Here is a 23,102-nt window from a genome sequence, read left to right as displayed (position 1 = left end):
CCTCCCTTTATTGCTTTTTGTGAGTTATGCTTCTCAGAAATGACGATTCGTCAAGCAGTTGAGCATTATTCCTCGCATAGGTGAGCCGTGAAAGTGACCCTGCAGATCCACTTTGATCAGGCCTGGCATGATGCCGCCGAGATCTTGATACCGGATCCGGAGCGCGGTAGCTTTGGCGTTTCCCGGCTTCGATATGAAACCGACTATGCCGTCGAATGGATGTTTCACGACGACCGGCATGCCGCCAGTCTGGTGCTGCCTGTGGAGCTGATGCTGACGCATGAGTCTCCGCGTTGGTTCGGTTTCCTGGAGGACATCATGCCGGCGGGGGCCAGCCGTCGCTTCTGGGTGGACTCTCTCGGTATCCAGCACCTTTCGAGCGGACGACAGGATACGGAGCTACTGGCTCGCGGCACCATTGCGCCGGTGGGTAACCTTCGCGTCAAGGAGGCAGTTCCCGACAATCGCCTGAGAGATGCCCTCGGTGAACGACGCTTCCCGGTGCAGAGCGTGGTGGAACGGGATGTCGACTTTCTGGAGTATGCCCAGCAGATGGGCGCGGCCAGCGGCGGGGCCACCGGTGCCGGTGGCGAGGCTCCCAAGCTGCTGCTCCGGCTTACCGCGGACGAGCAGGTCTGGATCGATACCTGGCAGGATGAGGTCCATTGCGCGGACCTGCCGATGTTGGTGAAGTTTCCCCGCGGCCGCCGTAGTGCCGATGACTGCGATATCCTGCGTGCCGAGTATCACTACTACAAGGAGCTCGCCGCTCTTGGCATCGACACTATCGAAACCGACGCCATGCGATTGATCGAGGGCGAGCGCTATCCCTCGCTGTGGCTGCCGCGCTTCGATATGGACTATCGCAACGGAACTTGGACGCGCTACGGCCTGGAATCTGTCTACTCATTGCTGGGGGCGTCGCCTGGCACCTTCCTTCGCCATGGTGAGACCCTACGTCGCCTGGTGGCGCTGCTTCAGGGCCAGTACCGTATCCGCGAAGGGGGCGAGGACTTCGACACCCAGGCCTTCGCCATCGAGTGGGTGCGGCGTGATCTGCTGAACATCGCGTTCGGCAACTCCGACAACCACGGCCGCAATACGGCGCTGCTGAAACGCCCCGAGGGAGTTTGGCTCTCACCGGTCTACGATTTCGCCCCGATGCGAGCCGATTCCGAGGGCGTCACGCGGACCACCCAGTGGGGGCCGCCGCTCGAGGCTGGGGGCGAATACGACTGGCACGCTGTTGCGAAATCTCTGTCGGATCTCGTGGAGCCCGATCAGCTGATGGAGGCGCTCCAGCAGCTGGCAGGCGATCTCGAAGGGCTCGATGAGCGCCTAGCCTTGCGCGGCGTTCCCTCTCGAATTCTGGATATGCCATCGGTAGGGTTACGGTCACTTGGCACGCGCCTCAAGCGCTGGGGGTTGTTGTGAAGCCACGCCATGTCGATGACCGTGAAGCGGCGCTGGTGGCGTTGCTCCAGCGCTTCTATGCAAGCGAGCTGACCGACGGTCAGCTGTTGCGTGCCCTGCGTCGGGACGTGCTGGGTCTCTCCCAGACCCGCTACGCGGCTCTGGTCGGCATCAGCCGTCGCACCCTCTCCGACCTGGAGGGCGACAAGGGCAATGTCACCCTGGAGGTGAAGAACCGCGTCTTCCGGCCCCTGGGGCTGGAGGTCACCTTGCTGCCGCGCAAGCGAGCCCTGCTGGCGCAGGCCCTGTCACCCACCAAGTAAATGGGAGCCCGCTTGGACTACACCCCCTTTAGCTATGTCACTGCCGAAAAGGCTGAGCTCTACCGGAGGGTGATGCGCGCCTTCGTGGAGGCAAAGTCGCACTTCCTGGTGCATCTGCGCCCGGAGGATGTGCAGCAGCAGATCGGCGAGCCGGAACTGGCCAGCGTGCAGTCGGCGCTGACCCAGCTGGTGGCCTGGGGCAACCTGGATGCCGAACGTGACAATGCCCGGGTGACCAGTGTCGAGGACTACTATCGCGCGCTCTACGTCTATCAGATTACCCGCCAGGGCGAAGCCGTGGAGGCGGCCCTGGCCACCTTCGAGCAAGAGCTGGGGCGGCGCGGGGCCCTGCAGAGCGTGGCGCTGGAGGATATCCGTACTCGCCTGCGCGCCCTGCTGACCCTGGCCCAGAGCGAGTCGCCCTCGGCCACCGAGAGCCAGCTGCTGCTGCGCGACCTTGCCGGGGTCTTCGCCGATCTGGCCGAGAATGCCCGGGCCTTCATGACCGGACTGAACCGCACCCTGGAGGGGCAGGGCAGTGATGCCGATGCCTTCCTGCTATATAAGGAGCGGGTGATCGGCTATATCGAGCGTTTCCTGGGGGATCTGACTACCTCTTCCGGTGAGATCGCCGAGCTGATCCGCGCCCTGGATGGCGACGGTGATGCACAAGCGCCTGTGGCGCGACTGCTGCGCCAGGCTGCTGAGCGCGAGCTCCTCGACCTGGCGCCCGGAGAATCTCCCGATGATGATGAGCGTGCCCGAGCCTTCGCCGAGGCGTGGCGGCGTTGGCACGGCCACTGGGAGGGCTTGCGCGCCTGGTTCCTCGACCAGCCGGGGCGTCAGGCCCAGGCCCGCCTGCTGCGCAGCAGTGCCCGTCGTGCGGTGACCCAGCTGCTGGAGATGGTCGGCCGGCTCAACGAGCGGCGCATGGCGCGCAGCGACCGCTCCGCGGACTTCCGCACCCTGGCGCGCTGGTTCCTGGAGTGCGACAACGACGGCGATGCGCATCGGCTATGGCGAACTGCCTTCGGCCTGACGCCGGCGCGCCATCTGGTGATCGACGCCGAAACCGCCGAGGCGTGGCAACAGTCTCCGGTGCCGGCCAGCACGCCCTGGGTGCAGGCTCCGGGCATGCAGGTGCAAGCGCGGCTGCGCGCCACCGGCAGCTACCAGAAGCCCGGGGCGCCGCCCAAGCTGCGCAGCCGCGCCCGGGAGCGCGAGTTGCTGGCCCGTCAGTTGGCCGAGGAGGCCAGTGTGGCACGTGCCGCGCGGCGCCAGCTGGTGGAGCGGCGAGCCGAGCGGCTCTCGGAACTGGGTGAGCTGGACGATGGCGCCTTTCGCCTGCTGCTCAACCTGCTCGGCGATGCCCTGGCGGCGAGTCCCGGCGATGATTCCCCGGTGACGACCACCACCGGCGACGGTAGCCTGCGCATCACCCTGGCGCCGCTGGGGCCCAAGAGCACCGCGACCCTGCGCACGGAAGCCGGTGTACTCCGTGGCCGTGACTATCGCCTGGAGATCGTCGATCTGGAGGAAGACGAATGGAGGACCTGAGCGATGCCCTGACGCGGCAGCGCCATGACGAACAGCGCCGCGCTTTGCGTGCGCTGCTGGCAAGGCCACTGATCCGCAGCGATGATAGCGCCTTCCCCCTGATTCGCCGTCACACGGCCAGCCTGCGCGACTGGCTGGCCCGGGAGGCCGGCTGGCACCTGCAGAGCGAGCGTGACTTCGTGCGCCTGCACAAGCGCCCCGCTGATCTCCAAGACCCGACTCGCCCAGCGACGGTAGGGAGGGGGACACAGCGCAAGACCTTCAATCGTCGGCGCTATGCACTGTTCTGCCTATTGCTGGCGGATCTCGAACGCGGCGATGCCCAGATCACCCTGGGCCGCCTGGGGGAGGGACTGGGGCAGGCGGTCGATGATCCTGCCCTGGCCGAGCGCGGGCTGGCCTTCTCCCTGGACCATCAGGAGGCACGCCGCGACCTGGTGGTGGTCGTGCGCCTGCTGATGGAACTCGGGGTGCTGGTGCGCGTGGCCGGTGACGAGGAGCAGTTCCTGCGTCGTGGCCTGGAGGGCGATGTGCTCTACGACGTGGACCGCCGACTGCTGGCCGCCCTGCTGGTCACCGCCCGAGGCCCTTCCCTGGTGGCCCTGAACGGTGCTGATGCCGAGCTGGATCTTGAGGGTCGTCTCCACGCCCTTAGCGAGACCTTCGTGCCGGATACCCCCGATGGGCGCAATCGCGAGCTGCGTCACCGCCTGGCACGACGGCTGCTGGATGACCCGGTGGTCTACCTGGAGTCCCTCGACGAGGAGGAGGCCGCCTACCTGACCAATCAACGCGGGCCCATGCTGCGTCGCCTGCAGCAGGCCACGGGACTGGTTGCCGAGGTGCGCGCTGAAGGGCTGGCTCTGGTGGATCCCGAAGGCGAGCTCACCGACGAGAAGATGCCGTCGGAGGGCACCGAGGGACATCTGGCGTTGTTGATGGCTGAGCGCCTGGCCGAGGGCGGCCCCGAGGGCGGCCCCGAGGGCGTTACCCTGGAGGAGGCGGAGGCATGGATCCTTCAGTGGCAGACCGACTACCGACGCTACTGGCGCAAGTCCGCCTGTGAGCCGGGCGCCGCCCATGGCCTGGCACGCCAGACCCTGGCCCGCCTGGCGGCGCTGGGTCTGGTCCGGCGCCAGGCTCAGCATGAAGGTGGCCGAATTCTGCCGCTGCCGGCACTGGGGCGCTTCCGCGTGCATGCACCAACACTGCCGGATGCCTCCGGTACCCCTCGATACGCCCAATCCGATCTGTCCGAGTCCTTCACCGATGACTGAGCCTTCCGTCCCGATGAGCGAGCTTCCCGAACCGCAGAGCACCCGCTGGCAGCCCCTGCGCTGTGGCCTGGTGGAGATCTTCTACTACGACGAGGAGGTCTTTCACTTCCACGACGGGCGTCTGCTGCTGCGTGGCAACAACGGTACCGGCAAGTCCAAGGTGATGGCGCTGACCCTGCCGTTTCTGCTCGATGGCCAGCTGCTTCCCTCGCGGGTGGAGCCCGATGGCGACAGCGCCAAGCGCATGGAGTGGAACCTGTTGGTGGGCGAGTATCAGGAACGCCTGGGCTACACCTGGCTAGAGTTCGGGCGCCTGGGGGATGAGGGGCCCGAGACCTTCACGGTGGGCTGTGGGCTCAAGGCAGTCGCGGGGCGACCGGTGCGCTCCTGGTTCTTCACCACCCCCCAACGCGTCGGGCGTGATCTCTTCCTGATCGATAGCGGGAGAAGCGTGAGTCGCGAGCGTCTCGGCCAAGCGCTGGGCGGCGTGGGGCAGCTGTATGATCGTGCCGCGGACTATCGGCGCGCCATCGATGAACGGCTCTTTCGTCTGGGGGAGCAGCGCTACGGGGCGCTGCTCGACCTGCTGCTGCAGCTGCGCCAGCCCCAGCTGGCCAAGAAGCCCGATCCCAATCGCCTCTCCCAGGCCCTCAGCGATGCCTTGCCGCCACTCGGACGAGGCCTGATCGGCGAGGTGGCCGAGGCCTATCGCAGCCTGGATGTCTACCGCGAGGAGATACAGGGGCTGGAGGAGACGGCCCGTGCGGTGGAGGCCTTCCTGGGTCACTACCGCCACTATGCCGGTATCGCGGTGCGCCGCCGTGCCGACTTCCTGACCGCTGCCCACGCCGAATACGAGAGGGTGCGCCTGCAGTTGGGCCGCGATCGCCAGGCCCATGAGGAGGCGCGGGGGAGTCGCGAGGCGCTGGGTGAGTCCCGCGAGCTCCTCGCCGAGCAGCAGCGGGAGCTGGCGGCACGCCAACGCACCCTGGAGGCCAGCGACGCCATGCGCTCGGCGGAGGCGCTGCGCAATGCCGACGAGCTGGCTCGCCAGCGCCGCACCCGCGCCGATGAGGAAGGCCGGCGGCTGGGCCGGGAGCGTGACAGTGACCGGCGAGCCGAGGCCCGCTTGCTGGAGGCCGAAGCGTCCTTGAAGGGCGGCGTCGCGAATCTGGAGGCGCGCCGCGATGAGAGTGCGGCACTGGCCGATGCGGCGGGTGTGGGCGGCGACCATCGTCGAGAAATCGCCACGCGGTTATCCGCGGAAACGGGCGAGCAGGTGCCTCCCGATGCCCGGGGTGTGGAGTCGCTGCAGCAGGCGCTGCGAGACCTGCATCGTCGCCGCGCGGAGGGGGTGACACACCTCAACCGCCGCCTCGATGAGGTCGACAAGGCCGAGCGAGCCTTCCACCGGGTGGAGGATGAGGCGCGTCGGGAAGAGGAGACCCTGGCGAGTCGCGAGGAAGAGTGCCAGGACGCGACCAGCGCACGTGTTGAGGCGGCCGAGACCCTTCAGGCCGACTGGCGTGAACACCTTGCCGCCCTGAAGGAACTGGCACCCGAGGATCCCGAGGCGATGCTCGCCGAGCTCGCACCCTGGTGCGATCACCTGAGCGGTGATGACCCCGCCGAGTCAGGGCTCTCCATGGCGCGGGATGCCCGGCGCGAGGCGCTGGGCCAGCAACGGCATACGCTGGAACAGCGGCATCGAGAGCTGGGCGTCGAACGCGCAGAACTCGAGGCGGAGCATCAGCGTCTGGCAGCGGGGGAGGCACGCGTGCCGCCGGCGCCTCATACCCGTGGCGAGGGCAGCCGTGAGGCTCGTCCCGGCGCCCCGCTTTGGCAACTGGTGGACTTTCAGACAGGCCTCGAGGCGAGACAGCGTGCCGGGCTGGAGGCGGCCCTGGAGGCCTCCGGGCTACTGGATGCCTGGGTGATGCCAGATGGCGAGCTGCTCGCCCCCGGCACCTGGGACACATTGCTCACGCCGCTCGCCGATGGCGCCATGCGACCGGGGGAGGAGAGCCTGGCCTCCGCCCTCTGCCCCGACCTTCCCGAGCACTCTCCGGTGAGCCTGGCGGTGGTCGAGACGCTGCTGGCCGGCATCGGCCTGGGCGTCTCCGAGGCCTTTACCTGGGTAAGTCACGAAGGTGCCTGGCGGCTGGGTCCGCTCGGTGGGCAGTGGGGCAAGGACGAGGCGGTCTATATCGGCCACGCCGCCCGGGAGGCGGCACGTCAGCGCCGGATGGCAGAGATCGCCCACGCCTTGGAGGGGCTGGCCATAGAGGTCGCCGGCATCACCGCCGAGCTCGAGCACCTCGATGCGTGTCTCGAGGTCATCGATCAGGAGTGGCAGGGTCGTCCTAGTGCCCAGGCGCTGCGTGATGCCCACGCCGCCGAGGCGGCAGCGCGGCGCGCTCGGGATACGCAAGCCGCGCGTCTGGAGCACGCCCAGGCCAGGCGGGAAGAGGCCCTCGAGGCGCTGGAGGCCCAGCGCGGTGAGCTGTATATCGCCGCCGAGGATCTGCGTCTTCCCGCCGAGCGCGAGCCCCTGGCCCGCCTTCAGTCCGCGCTCAATGACTACCGGCTCGCCATCAGCGAACTGCTGCAGGCCATCACGTCCTGGCAGCAGGCCAGGCTCCGTTGTGACGAGCTGAAGGAAGAGCACCAGCTGGCTCGTGAGGCGTTGGCCCAGGCCGAGCGGGAGCAGGCCGAGGCCGAGGAGCAGGCTAGTGAGGCGGAGGTGCGCCGGGATACCTTGCGCGACACCATGGGGGCTGAGGTGCAGGAGCTGGAGCGCCAGCTGGCGGCCATTCAGGAGCGCAGCGAGGCGTTGGCCACCGAGCAGCGTGAGCTCGACACACGCCACGAGACCCTGCTCGGCGAGGTGGCACGCCTCGCCGAGAAGGTCACCCAGGGCGAGCAGCGCCTGGGCGAACTGGACGAACGTCGGGCAGGAAGGATCGCTGACTTCCGGTCCCTGGTGGAGGAGGGACTGCTGCGGGTGGCTGCGCCGGAGCGTTTCATGGACGAGGAGGCGCCTGGCTCCTGGGCGGCAGACCCTGCTGTGCGCCTGGCCCGGTCTGCTGCCCAGGCCACTGCCGCTATCAATGCCGACGACGAGAGCTGGCACGCCCACCAGGGGCGGCTGCACGAGCACATCAAGCTGCTCACCGATGTGCTCTCCCGCGGCGGTCACGACTGCATCGCCGAAGCCCGGGACGACCTGTTGCTGGTGCGTATCGTCTTCCAGGGGCGTCGCCAGGATCCCGATGCCCTGCATCGCCAGCTCAACGAGGAGATCAGCCAACGCCAGGCGCTGCTCAATGCCCGGGAGCGTGAGCTGCTCGAGAACTACCTGATCGACGAGGTGGCCAGCCACATCCAGGAGCGCATCACCGACACCGAGCGTCACGTCCGCGAGATGAACGGCGAGCTGGAGAGTCGGCCGACCAGTACCGGGATGCGGCTGCGTATCCGCTGGCAGCCGCTGTCCGAGGGGCAGAGCGCCGGGGGCATGACGGCCCCGGCGGGGCTGGAGGATGTCTGCCAGCGGCTGCGGCGTCAGGCCCTGGACGCCTGGTCGGCGGAGGATCGCGAGGTGGTAGGGGACTTCCTGCGCCGACGCATCGAGGAGGCCCGGGCCAATGACGAGGGCGGCGCCCTGCAGGAGATTCTCGAGCGTGCCCTGGACTACCGCTTCTGGCATCGTTTCGTGGTGGAGCGTCATCAGAACGGTCAGTGGCGCCCCGCCTATGGCCCGGCCTCCGGAGGCGAGCGCGCCCTGGTGATCACCCTGCCGCTGTTCGCCGCCGCGGCCAGCCACTATGGCAGCGCCCATGAGCAGGCGCCGCGTCTGGTGATGCTCGACGAAGTGTTTGCGGGGATCGACGACGACGCCCGGGCCAAGAGCATGGGGCTGTTGGCCCAGTTCGATCTCGACGCCGTGATGACCTCGGAGCGCGAGTGGGGCTGTTACCCGGACGTGCCGGGGCTGGCCATCGCCCAGCTGGTACGTCGCGAAGGGGTTGATGCCGTGCACGTCACGCGGTGGAGGTGGGACGGTAGGCGTCGCACGAGAGATGCGATACCCGTCAGTCAGGCGCCGCAAGAGGTTGTGGAGCCTGCGGAAACCTTAACGCCGGGAGGTATGGACAGCCTGTTCTAGCGCGTCCTCGATCTGCTTTTCTATGCCCAGCGCCCACCAGTAGGGTTGAAAACTGCGCTCCACGCTCTCGCTGAGCAACGCAAGAAACGGCGCGTAGTCGCCGCTGCAGTGGGCAGTATCCAAGGCTTCATAGTAAGCCAGGCGCTGTTCGACCTGGATCAACGCCGCGGGGAAACCGGCCTTCATCAGCTCAAGGTTCATCAACAAGCGGGAAGTACGGCCGTTACCGTCAATGAAGGGATGAATCTTGACGAATTCGCCATGCACACGGGCGGCACGCTCAACTGGGTGTACCCGCGCTGCATCGTCACGGTACCAAGCGATAAAATCACTCATGGATTGGGGGACGATATGGGCTTCAGGCGGTCGGTGCTCTGCCCCTGAGATCAACACATTGATCTGGCGGTAAGCTCCAGCATGCGTATCATCGATGTTTTTTAGCACGAGTTGATGCAGCGATTTGATCAACCATTCCGAGAGAGGAGCGTTCTGGCTGACCATTTCCTCCACCATCAGAATTGCCTCTCGGTGGTTGATCGCCTCGAAGTGCTCGCGGAGGGTCTTGCCCCCTACGGTGATGCCTTCGAGCGCGACCTTGGTTTCCTTGAGGGTTAGCGTGTTCCCCTCGATAGCGTTGCTATGGTATGTCCATTGCAGCACAAGAGAATCATGCAGATTTTCAACTACCTGAGGCGGCAAAGGTCGGTGTTGGTCCAGTTGGACCTTGAGCCAGTCCAGGCGGTGAAAGCGTTCCGACATGTTTGGCCTCCTGGCCGCGTTTCGGGATCTACAGTATCGTGTTGGTGTCGAAATAATCTTATAAGCCAGCGTGGATATCCGCTTACTCTTAGTGATCGGATGGATAGCGCGGCGTCCAGCAGGACGCCTTGTGCTTCATGAACCCACCGAAGCGACACAGGAGCAGCTCAATGCCGCGCCTGAGCGCCGTAGGAATTCCCGCCCTTTCCGCCGCAGGTGGCAGCTTTCTGAGAAGCTGAGGGAGAGGGGGGATGTTAACCTGTACATAAATATAGCATAAAGCGTTTCTTCGACACCTTAACCCAGCAGCTCCACCTTGCAAGAAGAGAAGTCGAATGGCCAAGCACAAACTGCCTATCGGCATCCAGACCTTTGCCGACATCGTCAACGGTGAGTACTACTACGTCGACAAGACGCCGCATGTGCACCGGCTGGTGGAGCAGGGTAAGTACTTTTTCCTGTCCCGCCCTCGACGTTTCGGCAAGAGTTTGCTGCTCGATACCATGAAGTCGCTGTTCGAAGGCCGCGAGTCGTTATTCCGAGGCCTCTATATCCACGATCAATGGGACTGGAAGGTCGCCTATCCGGTCATTCGCATCAGCTTCGCCGATGGGGTGATGCGTTCGCGTGACGATCTCGACAAGCGAATCCGTTACCAGCTTCGCCATAACCGGGAACGCCTTGGGCTTGCCGATACTCGGGCCGAGGATATTCCCGGCGAATTCGCCGATCTGATCGCTCAGGCCCACGAGTGCCATGGTCAGCGTGCCGTGGTGCTGGTCGACGAGTATGACAAGCCGATTCTCGATAATATCACCGACCCCGAACGGGCCCGCGAGCTGCGCGAGGGCCTGAAGAATCTCTACAGCGTGCTCAAGGATGCCGACCCTCGCCTGCAGTTCTGCTTCCTGACCGGGGTCTCCAAGTTCAGCAAGGTCAGCCTGTTTTCAGGCCTCAACAACCTGAACGACATCACTCTCGATGCCGAACATGTCACGATTTGCGGCTACACCGATCGTGACGTCGACAGCATTTTTGCCGACCAGCTGGGCGGATTGGATCGCCATGAGATCCGCCGCTGGTACAACGGCTATCGCTGGGGAGGGGCTGAAACGACAAGCGTCTACAATCCCTTTGACCTGCTGCTCTTGTTCGATAAACGCAAGTTTTCACCTTACTGGTTCGAGTCCGCCACACCGACCTTCCTGGTCAAGGTACTGGCCGAGCGTAGCGTCTATACCCCGGCCTTGACCGAGTGGCAGAGCCGCCCGTCGTTGCTCAGCCGCTTCGACGTGGATCAGATCAGCACCGAGGCGCTGCTGTTCCAGACCGGTTATCTGACCTTGACCGGTGTCGAGGAGGAGATTCCCAACAAGCCGATATATCGACTGGGATTTCCCAACTATGAGATGGAGAGCAGCCTCAACGAGGCGCTGTTGCCGGCGCTGGGGTTGGATGACGATATCCTCGATGAGTTGATTCTGCGGCTGCCTAAGCTGCTGAAAGAGGCCGACATGGAGGGCCTGGAGACGTACTTTAAGGCGCTCTATGCTGGCTTGCCCCACGACTGGTATCGCAATAATCCCATCGCGCGCTACGAAGGCCACTACGCCAGCGTCTTCTACAGTCACTTCGCGGCACTAGGACTGGCAGTGACGGTGGAGGACGCTACCCACCGCGGTCGTGTCGACATGACCGTCGATTTCGCAGGACGACTCTTTCTCTTCGAATTCAAGGTGGTAGAGCAGCTTCCCGAGGGCAATGCCTTGGCGCAGCTCAAGGAGAAGGGCTATGCCGACAAATACCGCGCGGCAGGCAAACCGATCTACCTTATCGGTATCGAGTTCTCACGCGAGCATCGCCAGGTCGTAGCCGTCGAGTGGGAGCAGATCCCGGCGTGACCGATGATGTGGATCATGATCGCTTGCGGCGGCTGCTGGGCGGCCCAGGGCTTGCCCGACTGCGCCAACGCCTGGTGCGCAAGATTCTGCGCGAGGGTGGCGGCCGCCTGACCATAAGCCAGGCCAGTCATCTCGAGCGCGCAGCTGTGGAACGCCTGCTAGGGCGGCCTCCCCGTCGGGGGAAGTCGCTGAGCGTGGATCTTCAGGAGCTCTCTCGTGCCCTGGCTCGGGCCGGCGTCGCAAAGGACCTGCGACACGCCCTGGAAGCCCTGGATGGCCCGCTTGTGGACACCCGCGCCGTGCGTGACGCGGCACGCCAACGCTGGTGCGAGTTGCTTGACGCTTATTATCCTGACACCGAACGGCTGGGGGTGAGCGACTGGCTTGCGGACCTGCGCCGAGGGGGCCAGCTCAAACGCCTGGCCGGTAGTAGTGAAGAGCAGGGTGCTCGCCTACTCGAACAGGCTCTCTCTGTGCTCGAGCGACTGCCGGCACAGGGCATCACGCTCAGCACTCTGGCCGGTGAGTGCCTGGGCGATGCTCACGCCCTGGATATTGGTCAGCCCGTTTCAGCCTTGGTGCGCCGAGCCCTGGCCCGTTACTGGCGCGGCGGTGTGGCTCTGGAGCATCCGGATGAGCGCTCGATCTGGGCCCATGCCGGTGTGCTGCTGGGTGGCGATATTACCAGCGCTGTACTGACCCTGCGCTTGCCGGTCCAGGGTATAGGTGGCTTGGATGCGGCGCTTGCGCACTACGCGCGCCTTGCCGAGCCTGCCTGGTTGACTCTGCGCCAGCTGCTGCGTCAGCCGCCCGCATGGGATGTCGAAGGGCGGGATGTCTTCGTCTGCGAGAACCCGGCAGTGCTCGCCGAAGCCGCTGAACGGTTGGGGGCCGGGTGCGCTCCGCTGGTGACCACCTGGGGGCGTCCTGGTGCCGCCGTGCTCACGCTGCTTGAACAGCTGGAGGCGGCAGGGGCCGTGTTGCACTATCACGGTGATTTCGACTGGCCGGGTATCAGCATCGCCAATACCCTGCTGGTGCGCTTCGCCATGCAACCTTGGCGCATGGCAGCAGCGGACTTGGAGGCTCACGCCCATCTCGCGGGCAAGCCGCTGGAGGGCAGGGCTCAGGAAACGGCCTGGGACCCTGAGCTAAGCGGGACGCTGGAAGCGCGGGGCAGGGCGCTGCATGAGGAGCAGCTGATCGAAACGCTGCTTGGTGATGTGCGATGCACGGGGCGGTGAAACGACGCATCTCGCCGAGCTCTATTGCCACATTGCCACATCCCCTCCCTCAGCGAATCCGCCGGCGCGTTGACGATGCCTGGTTCTGCGCTGAATGGCGAGGTAGGTGTTTCAGGTATGCTGTCCCCACGTCGAGTCGCCGTCACGCCGGCGCATGCGAGGAACGAAGGAGAATGCCTTGAGCCTGAAAATGCGCTTCCTGTTGCTGGCGGCGGCCTTGATGTTAGGCGCTTCGCTGCTCGCCTGGTTCAGCTTCCAATTCATGGCCGAGCGGATCGTCGAGCAGTGGGGGCGGCGAGTAGCCGAGGTACAGGTGCAGTACGACAGTGCCCGCTTGCTGCAGCCACTGGAACGCGAGATCGCTCTCGCTCACCAGCTCGCCAACTCCCAGGTCCTCAGGCGCTGGGCAGAGAACACTGAAGATCCAGCCCTCAAGGCCCAGGCGCTTAACGAGATGGAGAGCTTCCGGCGCAACTTCAACGACCGCAACTACTTCGTCGCCCTGCGCGAGAGCGGCGCTTACTACCACAACAACGCTGATGACGATTTCGGCGCAGATCCACTGCGCTATCACCTGCGCGAGAATCGCCCCGCCGATGCCTGGTTCTATCAGCTGATCGAGGAGGGGCGCGACTTCCATCTTAACGTCAATCCGGACGTCGAGCTCGGCATCACCCAGCTGTGGATCGATGTCCTGATGCGCGACGCCGCCGGTGAGATCCTCGGTGTGGTGGGCACCGGCATCGAGCTGGAGAATATCCTCGATCAGATCATCGACATCGATCAGCGCGGCATCACCACGCTGTTTGCCGACGTCAACGGCGCCATTCAGCTCTACCGCGACCCACGTTTCATCGACTTCGCCAGCTTCGTCAAGCCGGAGGGAAAGAAGCGCACCCTCGACCTGCTCTTCGACCTCTCAAGTGACGGTGAGCGGGTGATGGAGCGTATGCGCCGCCTACGCGACACCCCGCTGGAACAACCAAGCGTCATCACCGACTTCGTCACCGTAGATGGCAAACGCCACCTGGCCGGCATCGCCTATCTGGCCAGCATCGGCTGGTTCGAGGTCACCTTGCTTGACCTCGACGAGGTGATGCCGGTGGCCAGCTTTGTACCGGCTCTGGGCCTGCTGATCGCCTTCCTGCTGGTGGCGCTGCTACTGTTCTACTGGGCACTACACCGCCAGCTGCTCCACCCTATGGCCTCGCTCAGGCAGGCCATGGGGGCGCTGCGTGAGGGACGCCGAGAGGTGGCTCTGCCCCGTGGTAGTGGGGAGATGGGACAGCTGATCCGCCATTTCGGCGATATGGCTGACGAGGTCACTCGCCACACCGAGGCGCTCGAGGCCAAGGTGCGCGAGCGCACCGAAGAGCTTGAGCGCCTGGCCCGGGTCGACGTGCTTACCGGATTGCTCAATCGTCGTGGCATGAGCCTGCTGTTGGCAGAACAGACCGCGCATGCGGTTCGTAACGGCCAGGCATACGGCCTGATCTGGCTCGACCTGGACCGCTTCAAGGAGATAAACGATAGCGCCGGCCATGCAGCCGGCGACCAGGCGTTGTGCGAGGTGGCTTGGGTGCTGGAGGCCGGCCTGCGCTGCTATGACCATGCGGCGCGCTGGGGCGGTGATGAATTCCTGGTGCTGCTTACCCCTTGCGAGGCAGACGATCTCATGAGTATCGCCACCCGCCTTCGCCTCGAGATTGCCCGGCAGGCCAGTTATTCAGAGGGTAATGTCACTGTCAGCGTAGGGGCTTGCCTGGTCCAGCCCGGGGAGACGCTGGAAAGCGCGTTGCAGCGCGCTGACGACGCGCTATACAACGCCAAGGAGAGCGGCCGCGACCGCCTGGTGGTGGCCTGATGACAGGGAGCTTCGTCGGCTGGCCCGTCGCGCCGCATTCTGGCTGCTGCTGGCCTGGGGCCTGGCACCATTCGCCCAGGCGCAGTCTGGTGCCGAGGCAACCGGCGATACCATCCAGGTGCTCGCCTCCTACCACCGCGGTAGCCCTGGTCAGCAATTCCGGCGGGGAGGCACTTAGGGCTGTTTAAGCAGCAACTCTACTCGGCGGTTGGCTGCTCTCCCTTCTGCATATTCATTACTTTCCAAGGGTTTAGTATCAGCATAACCGATAGCGCGTAGCCGGGTTTCAGGAATATCGTTACTGGCCAGGTAACGCAGCACCGAAATCGCCCGGCCGGTAGACAGCTCCCAGTTGGAAGGGAAGCGGGCAGTACTGATGGGCACATTATCGGTATGCCCTTCGACCGAGATGTTGCCATCAAAGCTGGCCAGAACATCGGTGAGCCCCTGCAGTACCCCTTTACCCCGAGTTGTGAGAGCGGCCTGGCCACTCGCAAAGAGGAGGTTGTTGTCTATGCGCAAGGTTACGCCTTCATCCCCTTCTGCCACACTGACGCCTTCCATCTCCAGTCCCTTGAAGCGTGGCTGAAGACCAGAGTTTCGTGGTTGCAATCCAAAGGTCTGTGGCTTAATGCCTGGGGCAATAGACGAAGCTGCCCTCATCGCGGCTGGTGAGATCTCGCTAGCGGCTACACCGGCATACTCACTGCCTTGGGTGGCCTGGCCATTGCCAGCCATGGAGAGCAGCAAGACGAAGAGCGTGATGAGCAGTGTCAGTACATCCAGGTAGCTCATCAGCCAGCTCTCTCCATCGCCATCACCCTGAGGTGTCGGTGCGAGGGCATCGTACGTGCTGCGATCAAGCATTCGCAGCGGCCTCGTCGCTCTTACGTCCAGGCTTTTCTGGGTCGCGGATCTCATCGTGGTAATTGGCTACGAAGGAGTGCAGAGTCTCCTCAATGAAGGAGGGCAGGCGTCGCTTGGTGATCAGCGAGATGCCCTCCAGCACCATGTTCATGGCAATCAGACGTTCTTCGGTGCGGCGCTCGAGCTTCACGGCGATTGGCTTGAATACCAGGTTAGCCAACAGGATCCCGTAGAAAGTGGTAAGCAGTGCCACGGCCATTCGCGGACCGATGACGTGTAAGTCTCCTGCCTCCATGACCTCTAGCATATTCACCAGACCCACCAAGGTGCCGATCATCCCGAAAGCCGGGGCGTAGGTGGCCATGGTACGAAAGATCTGGGCTTCAGCGTGCTCGCGGGCTTTCAGCCTGGCAATTCGCCAGCGCAGTAGGTCATATATCTCATCTTCCTTGGTGTTGGCGATGACCAGCTGGATGCCATTGCGCAGGAAGGGGTTACGGGTCTTCTCCAGCGCGTTCTCCACAGCGCGTACGTCACCCTTGAGCCACAGCCGTGACAAGTCGACGAGCTCCTCGATGTCGTCTCGGATATACGTGTTCTCGCGCCGGAAGACGATGCCCACCAGGCGGACCACCCTTAGCACCTCCTTGAGGGGGTAGCTGATGAAAGTGGCAGCCAGGGTGCCAGCGACAACGATGCCGAGCCCCGGCAGGTTGATGAAGCTCTGCGGAGATTCGGCAGTGAAGAACAGAACGCTGGCAAGCAGCACACAGCTGGCCAGGATGCCGATCAGCGTCGAAGGGTTCATGGGGGCTCCGGTGTTGGTGCAGGCGAGTGAAGGGGCAACAGCATACCCAAAAGAAATTATCGGCGGAAATGGCCAAGACTTGAGTTTTTCGAGGTGCTTGCAGGGTAGCGCCCTCGCCTCCGCAGGCGTGATACGCTTGTGGTTAAAAAGTAACATTAAGCCCCCAGCCGCACGTCGGGTAAGAGAGGGGGAGTGCTGGGATTGAGGGAGAGAGACGCATGAGCCGTCAGCAAGCCGCCGCAGGGGTGACCATCGCCCTGCAGCCCATCCATGACGATCGCTACCGCCACGTAGCGGATCGACTGGTCTATCGGCGCCACGACGAAGCAGACTCGGAGGCGGACAAGGATGATCCGGTCAGTCAGGTGGCGCAGGCTCTTTCCTGCGTGATCTACGAGGGCGAGGGAGGGCACCCTCTCGGTGAACGAGAGCTTTTCATTGAGCTTCCTAAGGAGTGGCTAGTGCGCACCGAACTTTTGCCGACGCCACCGTGGCAGATCATCATCGGACTGCCGGAGGAACTTGAGATGACGCCAGAGGTGGCGGCAAGCCTAGCTGAAATCAAGGATGCCGGGTATCGGCTTGCTGTGCATGAGCCAACGCTGAAGCAGGTCGCGCTGAAGCCGATGGTTGACGTAGTGGTGGTGGATGTCGCCGAGGGGCTTGAGGGTGTTGACATCGAAACGCTCAAGGCCGCTGGCTACTGCTTGATGGCCGAGGACATCGCTGATCATCAACGGCTGACGGCCTGCCAGGAGGCGGGGTTCAGCTGGTTCAACGGTCGCTATCTCGGCGACTCAGGCTTCCATGCTACCCGCCCCCGGACCCGACACGGTAACCGGGCCGCGCAGCTTCGCCTGGTCAACGAACTCTATCGCGAGGATGTCGATCTTCAGAAGCTGCATGACCTGCTAATTCAGATGCCTGCCCTGCACATGGCGATTCTTATGCGAGCCGGTTCCAGCTTCTACGCCCGCGGAAATAAGCCACCCACCGAGTTGAAGCGGGCGCTGTCGATGCTGGGGCTGCTCGAGATCCGTCGACTGGTGATGACACTGTCGCTGGCCAGTGAGCTGCCTTCTTCGCGATTGACGGTTCGTCTGGCGCTGATCCGCGCTTTCATGTGCCAGAAGCTGGCGGCACCGTTCTCCGGCATCGACCCGGAAGACGCCTTTACCACCGGTCTCTTCTCGCTGATGGATACGTTGCTCGAGGAGGACCAGGAGGCGATGTTGGAGCAGGTGTCTCTGGCCGAACCGATCCGCGTGGCGCTGCAGCGGCGGGAGGGCCCACTGGGCGCGCTGCTGAGCCTTTGCGAGGAGCATGAGCACCAGCTGGCTGAGCGGCCGCCCGAACATGCCGCTGATCGCCTGCAGGCTTGCTACCTTCAGGCGCTGGCCGAGACCGATAGCCTGATGAGACTGGCGTAAGCCAGACGCCACACCCCAGCGAGGTGCCCCAGTATGCGACATTTTCTCTGGAGTCTCGGCATGGCAGGTCTGCTGCTGATAGGTACAGACGGTAGTGCCCTGGCTACCGAGTTATCCTTGAGCCAGGGTGTCGAGACGCGCACCCTGACCCTTCCGGACATCGAGTCGGTCGGGGTGACCCACCTCGAGATGCGCCACCCGGAAGGCTTCGCAGGGCGATTCACCGGTGTCTGGCTGGATGACTTCCTGGAGGCTCAGGGCATGAACCAGGCGCGCCGGGTGCGCTTCATCGCTCACGATGGCTACACCACCTTTCTGACTCCCGAGCAGCGTCGGCAGAAGGCTTACCTGCTGGTCACACGCCTCGACGGCGAGCCTATCGCAGTAGAGGATTTCGGTCCCTACATGCTGGTGGTGCCTGAGGACGTCGAGGCGGTGCTCGAGGGTACCGAGTCCATGACGCGCTGGATCTGGGCGATCGCCGAGGTCAGTGTCCGGTGATGCGCCGAGCGAGTTCCCGCGGCCTGCTGGTGGGCTACCTGGTGATGGTGGGTGTCTGCCTGGCGGCCTTCGGCTTCTACCTTACCGAGGCGCGACGGCTGGTGGGGGCGAACTATACCGCCATGGTCACCGATCTGGTGCGCGCCCAGGAGGACCCTGACCGCCTGAGGCTGGTTCTGGACAGCCTGCTTGACAGCCCCGACCGCATCCACCTCGGCCAGCTCAACGAGCTGATCTGGCGCATCCCCCTCAGAATCCAGGGGCTCAGAAATCATCTGCTGCGCAGCGACCTGGCACCGGCGCGCTATACCCCCTATCTGGAGGAGCTGGCCTATGTCGAGAGTCGCCTGCCGACACTGGAGCAGGCCATCGCTCGGGTGGGCATCGACAACGAATTGATGCCGGGGGAGGGGCGGCAGCTGCGCGAACTTGGGATGGAACTCGAAGAGGCTCTGGCCTGGTCCTACAGCGAGCTGAATGAGCTGCTACATCGGGCATCCGCTGACCAGCGGCGCTTCATGGGACGCCTGACCCTGGCTGTCGCCGTGCTGCTGTTGATGCTACTGGTGGCCATCGGTGGGGTCTTGCTGATGCTGCGCCGCCTGCAGGATCAGCGAGAGACCATGCGCCACCTCAGCTTAACGGACCAGCTGACCGGGCTCCACAATCGTCGTCGCCTGCTCCAGGAGGCGGGGCAGGCGTTCGTGCGTGCTGAGCGACAAGGAGCGCCGTTGGGGTTGCTGCTTCTGGACCTGGACCACTTCAAGCAGATCAATGATGCCTACGGCCATCCGTTGGGTGATGAGGTGCTGATCCGCTTTGCGCGCCTGCTGGAAGCATGCGCGCGGCGCATGGACGTGGTCGCTCGCATGGGCGGCGAGGAGTTCGCCATCCTGATGCCAGACAGTGATATCGCCGCCGCGCGACGGCTCGCCGAGCGAATCCTGCAGGCGGTTCGCGACATGCCGCTGCCGAGCCCAGCCCACGATGCCAGGCTGACGGTGAGTATCGGGGTGGCCGAGGCGGGGGAGAAGGACGACTTTGAGCGCCTTTACGCCCAGGCGGATCGGCGTCTTTATCGGGCCAAGGCGCAGGGGCGTGATCGTGCCGAGGGGTAGCCCGGCCGGCAACTGAGCCGCAGCCGGCTGACAACTCCCGTGGTCAATCGGGCTCGGCCAGCCGGGTGCGCAGCCGGCTGACCGCCTGGCTGTGGAGCTGGCACACGCGGGATTCCGTCACGCCCAGCACGGCGCCGATCTCCTTGAGGTTGAGCTCTTCTTGATAGTAGAGGGCCATCAGCAGCTTCTCGCGCTCTGGCAGGGCGTCAATCGCTTCCACCAGGCGCCCGCGCTGTTCCTGGTCGATCAGCTGTGCATAGGGCGTTGTCTGGTTGTCGCCCACCGGAAGCCGACCCTCACCCCCTTCCTCCATCAGCTCTTCGAAGGGGAGTAACTGTCCGTTGTTGGTGTCGGTCAGCAGTCTTCGATACTCCTCCAGTGGCATATCCAGTTCTTGCGCGATCTCGGTTTCTTCGGGGGGGCGCCCATAACGCTGTTCAAGCTGGCGGATGGCTTCATCCATGGCACGCGCACTGCGACGTACGCTGCGGGGCAGCCAGTCCCGAGTGCGCAGCTCGTCGAGCATGGCCCCCCGAATGCGCTGGCTGGCAAAGGTGGCGAAGCTGGCTCCCTGACCTGCCTTGTAACGTTGCAAGGCTTCAAGCAGGCCCACGGTGCCGGCCTGAATCATGTCGTCTAGATCAATGCTGGCAGGTAGCCGAACCTGAAGCGCCAGTGCTTGTCGGCGCACCAGAGGAAGGTACTGCTCGATCAGCTGCGTCTGGTCGATTTTTCCGTGTGCTGTATACATTCATCTGCCTCGCAGCTAGCCCTAACGGTAGTTGACGATGACCTGCAGTCCTTCCGTTTGGACTGCGGGGCCGACGGCCACTAGGCGGAAGTGAAATGCCAGAGGGACGTCAGCGTCGAGGCCTGCCAATGCCTCAGTAAGCCCGCGCTCATCGCGAATTGGAACGCAGCGTACGGGATGGCAGAGGCGAGCCAATACCCTTTGACGAGAAGCGTCGGGCAGTGAAAACCGCCAGCTCACGCTGGTGATGTGGTGGCCCCTGGCCTCATCAGATGGAGAGGCAAGAGGTAACGAGCGCACTTCAGCATCGGCCAGGGCAACCCTGGGTCCTGTCTGGTCAGCCACCCAGCTCCCAGCTCCCATACTAGGTAGGGGCAGTAGTACCAGGCACAAGGCAAATATCAGGAGGAGGTAACGGTGTTTCGTCATCGTGCGATCACCAAAAGGTCAATGCCCAGGCGGCTGGCGGCCGCCTGACGCAGGTTCTCGAGAAGTCCACGGCGGGGAACGTCAGGGTGGTGCACAGCAAGGAGTCGTTGTGGGGCACCGCCTTGGCGCAGGCGAGTCAGTGTTGCCAAGCCACGAAGAAATGCTTCGGCGTCCCTGTCGACCCATACCGCCCAGCGTGGTTGCTCGCTGGCCAGTGTCGCAAGGTAGGGACTGTCCGGTGATACGGGCACTAGACGCCAATCCTCCGGGTCACCTACCCAGCGGTAGCCTTCAGCCTGCCAATGGTCGAGCAGGCTGCGCACGGTGTCGATGCAGCGCTCAGGCCCTGCCACGATCAAGGTGGTAGACGTCCCAGCAGAGTGCTGCCGTCGGGATACATTGGTCGCTCTGGCCCGCAGTCCTGCCGCCTGATCCATCACTGCGCGTCCCCGCTGCTTTGGATATGGCGTATCGCCTCCCGAGTGGCGAACAGTTGCAGTAGGGCCTGTAGCAGGGCAGTGTCTCGACGGCGTCGGCGAGTGCCCAACAACTCCAGTAGCTCGGCCCTGAGGTCCATGGCGTCCTCATCTCCTGCATGTTCCAGGTGAAGCGTGACCGCAGCGATGCCCGCTGCCAGAGCCAAAAGGAGCTCGGCACGCGTCCCGGCAGGAAGCCAAGCCGTGAGTGTCGACATGGCCTCTCGAGTCAGCTGCTCTAACCCTTCGCTGTTAAGCACGGCCTGAAGTAGTGGTCGTGCGCTGTGCGTTTCCTCCGACGGACTCAGCCAATAGCGCTTGCCTAGTTGTCGCCCACTCTCCTCGTCATACAAGGTGGCCTGCCAGAGATGCGCATATTGGCAAGCTTCAGCGCTGTCTCGCTTCGATGGTGGCAATGACACTCGTAGTTTTGCCAGCGACGCCTTGACCGCCTTGCCGCGCAGTCGGGTATCAAGATGGCCGCAACCATCGAAAAGTGACGCCAGCCGAGATACTGAGCGTGATTCCCCTTGATGAATCACTCGCGTTGCCGGTTGGGCGCGTGCAAGCCATTGGATCGAGGAGCCGTCGAGCTCGTCACGAATGGTCGACCCTGGCAGGGTCGGGAATAACTGGAAGGGCGAAGACTCATTGGCTTGATGTGCCAGTGCTGCCTTCAGGCGCTCCAGGTCACCCGCTGGTTGTCGATGTTGTAGTCGCACTGGCAGACGGGGCAGACCTTCGGCATCCACGCACAGGTCAGGCAGGCGCCAATCACTTCGGCTAGCTGCTCGGCGGGGAGCCCACAGGAGTCCGGTAGCGGGTGTCGTGTGGGAGGAAGGTTCCAGCAGAGAGGGCAGATTGTCCTGCTGCTCAACCGTAGAGGTGGCACTCAGATCCCAGGCCCTTTCGAGCGTATTGAAGCCTGGGACTCTTGCGCGAAGTCGGGTTAAGGATAAGGCGATTCGACGCCCTTGCCCCAGCAACTGGCGACCAGCAATGGGCGATCTGGCGGGAGCCGATTCAGCATTTTCGGTAAGTGGTGAGCGTGTGGCCAGTGCGCGAGCGGCTAGCGAAGCGGCATCGGGCAGGCTCAAGTCCTCCGGTACCCGCTGTCCGTGGGAAACAAAGGACAGAGTCAAATTGTGACGTATTATCGTTTCCAGCACCGGCGCAAGACGGCAGGCCTCGTCCTGCTTCGATACCAGGCAGCGGTCAAGCCGTGAGTTGGCTGAGGTGGCGGCCGCCCGGTATCGCTGCACCACTTCGTTGAGTGTTTCCGGCTGGCTGGCGGCATTGAGCAGCAGGACCATGTGGACCTTGACTCGACCTCCCTGCAGCTGGGCGATCTGCTCAACGATCCTCTGATCGCGTTGGCTCATTCCGACAGTGTCGATAATCACCCAGCGTCGCCCCATCAACCGAGTGGCCAGGGAGTCAACGGGTTGGTCCGGATCGAGTGCCACCATCCGGATGCCGAGCAGTTCGGCATAGATCCGCAACTGCTCGTGCGCGCCGATACGGAAGCTGTCAGTAGTGACCAGTGCCACCCGGTCAGCGCCATGGCGCTCGACGTAGCGTGCTGCCAACTTCGCCGTAGTGGTGGTCTTGCCTACGCCAGTGGGACCGACCAGCGCGGTAATGCCAGGAGCTTGAAAGAATGCGTCCTCATCCGTCCCGACGCTCAGTTGGCTTGCCAGCTGACGCTGCAGCCAGGCCAGTGGGCGCTCATCGTCGGGGGCGGTCTTGTCTAGTTCTCGTGGCAGGCCAGTAACGAGCTCCTGAGCGAAGTCATGACTGAAGCCAGCCTCGCGCAGGATGCGTCTTAGACGGCCGGCGCAGTCGGTCTCCGGATGCCGGCGTGACTGTTCGCGTGCCAACAGGGCGCGCATATCCTGCATTTCACTCAGCAACCGTGCACTCATTGAGCGGAGGTCTGCTGACTCTTCGTTCGCTTCAGGGGCGGCAGGCGAGTGCGGCTCGGTCCGAGCAGTCTCATTGCCAGATTCAGCTGTTGCCGACCGCGATGACGCGACGCGAGAAGAGGGGGCTGGGGAGGAGGTCAGGTTGCCGACGGCATCATCGGCCATGGCGAGGATCTCTACCCCATCGTCTGTGGGGCGGTTGGCCAGGATAAGGGCGTCGTCGCCAAGTACCTCACGTACCTGACGCATGGCATCGCGACTGTTGGCTCCGGTAAAACGCATAACGCCCAT

The 23,102-nt window shown here is 63.9% G+C and carries 17 protein-coding genes; 11 read left to right on the top strand and 6 right to left on the bottom strand.

Going from position 1 to position 23,102, the window contains the following annotated elements; translation table 11 throughout:
- Positions 1 to 87: 87 nt before the first annotated feature.
- Genes LWH48_RS04330 through LWH48_RS04310 form a run of 5 tightly spaced genes read left to right on the top strand, consistent with a single transcriptional unit; the run spans position 88 to position 8,738 of the window.
- Positions 88 to 1,434 carry a type II toxin-antitoxin system HipA family toxin gene (locus tag LWH48_RS04330; RefSeq protein WP_232911485.1) on the top strand — a complete coding sequence of 449 codons (1,347 nt, stop codon included), beginning with the start codon at positions 88 to 90 and terminating at the stop codon, positions 1,432 to 1,434.
- Positions 1,431 to 1,736, top strand: coding sequence for a helix-turn-helix domain-containing protein (locus LWH48_RS04325; RefSeq protein ID WP_232911484.1), 306 nt, complete (start codon positions 1,431 to 1,433; stop codon positions 1,734 to 1,736). Before LWH48_RS04330 ends, LWH48_RS04325 begins: the two co-directional genes overlap by 4 nt.
- A 12-nt stretch (positions 1,737 to 1,748) precedes the next feature.
- Positions 1,749 to 3,293, top strand: a complete 1,545-nt coding sequence (locus LWH48_RS04320) for a TIGR02677 family protein (protein ID WP_232911482.1) — start codon at positions 1,749 to 1,751, stop codon at positions 3,291 to 3,293.
- Positions 3,281 to 4,570: a TIGR02678 family protein gene (locus LWH48_RS04315; RefSeq protein ID WP_232911480.1), complete on the top strand. Its 1,290-nt coding sequence runs from the start codon at positions 3,281 to 3,283 to the stop codon at positions 4,568 to 4,570. The genes LWH48_RS04320 and LWH48_RS04315 overlap by 13 nt, the downstream gene beginning before the upstream one ends.
- The gene (locus LWH48_RS04310) at positions 4,563 to 8,738 is read left to right on the top strand and encodes a TIGR02680 family protein (protein ID WP_232911479.1); all 4,176 of its coding nucleotides are present in this window, start codon (positions 4,563 to 4,565) and stop codon (positions 8,736 to 8,738) included. Before LWH48_RS04315 ends, LWH48_RS04310 begins: the two co-directional genes overlap by 8 nt.
- Here the strand turns inward: LWH48_RS04310 and LWH48_RS04305 are convergent.
- A complete protein-coding gene (locus tag LWH48_RS04305) occupies positions 8,706 to 9,497 on the bottom strand; it encodes a Fic family protein (protein WP_232911478.1) in 792 nt (263 codons plus the stop codon). The genes LWH48_RS04310 and LWH48_RS04305 overlap by 33 nt on opposite strands.
- Positions 9,498 to 9,832: 335 nt before the next feature.
- On the opposite strand from LWH48_RS04305, the gene LWH48_RS04300 reads away from it, so the two are divergent.
- From LWH48_RS04300 to LWH48_RS04290, 3 genes are all read left to right on the top strand, one after another.
- The gene (locus LWH48_RS04300; RefSeq protein WP_232911477.1) at positions 9,833 to 11,398 is read left to right on the top strand and encodes an ATP-binding protein; all 1,566 of its coding nucleotides are present in this window, start codon (positions 9,833 to 9,835) and stop codon (positions 11,396 to 11,398) included.
- Positions 11,395 to 12,642 (top strand): TIGR02679 family protein, encoded by a 1,248-nt coding sequence (locus LWH48_RS04295; RefSeq protein WP_232911475.1) that lies wholly within the window; start codon positions 11,395 to 11,397, stop codon positions 12,640 to 12,642. Before LWH48_RS04300 ends, LWH48_RS04295 begins: the two co-directional genes overlap by 4 nt.
- A 178-nt stretch (positions 12,643 to 12,820) precedes the next feature.
- Positions 12,821 to 14,506: a sensor domain-containing diguanylate cyclase gene (locus tag LWH48_RS04290; RefSeq protein ID WP_232911474.1), complete on the top strand. Its 1,686-nt coding sequence runs from the start codon at positions 12,821 to 12,823 to the stop codon at positions 14,504 to 14,506.
- Between the two features lie 174 nt (positions 14,507 to 14,680).
- Here the strand turns inward: LWH48_RS04290 and LWH48_RS04285 are convergent, their stop codons facing one another.
- Positions 14,681 to 15,373: an OmpA/MotB family protein gene (locus LWH48_RS04285; protein WP_232911473.1), complete on the bottom strand. Its 693-nt coding sequence runs from the start codon at positions 15,371 to 15,373 to the stop codon at positions 14,681 to 14,683.
- Positions 15,366 to 16,181 (bottom strand): motility protein A, encoded by an 816-nt coding sequence (locus LWH48_RS04280; RefSeq protein WP_232911471.1) that lies wholly within the window; start codon positions 16,179 to 16,181, stop codon positions 15,366 to 15,368. Before LWH48_RS04280 ends, LWH48_RS04285 begins: the two co-directional genes overlap by 8 nt.
- 245 nt (positions 16,182 to 16,426) lie before the next feature.
- Between LWH48_RS04280 and LWH48_RS18360 the strand changes: the two genes are divergently transcribed.
- From LWH48_RS18360 to LWH48_RS04265, 3 genes are read left to right on the top strand one after another with little or no spacing between them, the layout of a single operon-like run.
- Entirely contained in the window at positions 16,427 to 17,611 is a 1,185-nt protein-coding gene (locus LWH48_RS18360) for an EAL and HDOD domain-containing protein (protein WP_232911469.1), read from the top strand.
- Between the two features lie 60 nt (positions 17,612 to 17,671).
- Positions 17,672 to 18,112 carry a molybdopterin-dependent oxidoreductase gene (locus LWH48_RS04270; RefSeq protein WP_232911468.1) on the top strand — a complete coding sequence of 147 codons (441 nt, stop codon included), beginning with the start codon at positions 17,672 to 17,674 and terminating at the stop codon, positions 18,110 to 18,112.
- On the top strand, positions 18,112 to 19,230 hold the full coding sequence (locus LWH48_RS04265; RefSeq protein ID WP_232911466.1) for a GGDEF domain-containing protein: 1,119 nt from the start codon (positions 18,112 to 18,114) through the stop codon (positions 19,228 to 19,230). The genes LWH48_RS04270 and LWH48_RS04265 overlap by 1 nt, the downstream gene beginning before the upstream one ends.
- A 43-nt stretch (positions 19,231 to 19,273) precedes the next feature.
- On the opposite strand, the gene LWH48_RS04260 is transcribed toward LWH48_RS04265, so the two are convergent.
- The 3 genes from LWH48_RS04260 to flhF all read right to left on the bottom strand — a co-directional run bounded on the left by LWH48_RS04260 (position 19,274) and on the right by flhF (position 23,102).
- On the bottom strand, positions 19,274 to 19,981 hold the full coding sequence (locus tag LWH48_RS04260; RefSeq protein ID WP_232911463.1) for an RNA polymerase sigma factor FliA: 708 nt from the start codon (positions 19,979 to 19,981) through the stop codon (positions 19,274 to 19,276).
- A 21-nt stretch (positions 19,982 to 20,002) separates the two neighbouring features.
- Entirely contained in the window at positions 20,003 to 20,344 is a 342-nt protein-coding gene (locus LWH48_RS18420) for a flagellar protein FlhE (RefSeq protein ID WP_442908295.1), read from the bottom strand.
- A 502-nt stretch (positions 20,345 to 20,846) separates the two neighbouring features.
- Complete coding sequence (flhF, locus tag LWH48_RS04255; RefSeq protein WP_232911461.1) at positions 20,847 to 23,102, bottom strand: flagellar biosynthesis protein FlhF; 2,256 nt, start codon at positions 23,100 to 23,102, stop codon at positions 20,847 to 20,849.

Source organism: Halomonas sp. G15, assembly GCF_021282295.1.
Lineage (GTDB): Bacteria > Pseudomonadota > Gammaproteobacteria > Pseudomonadales > Halomonadaceae > Halomonas > Halomonas alimentaria.
The sequence above is the reverse complement of the archived record's forward strand: the minus strand, read 5'-3'. Positions and strand labels throughout refer to the sequence as shown.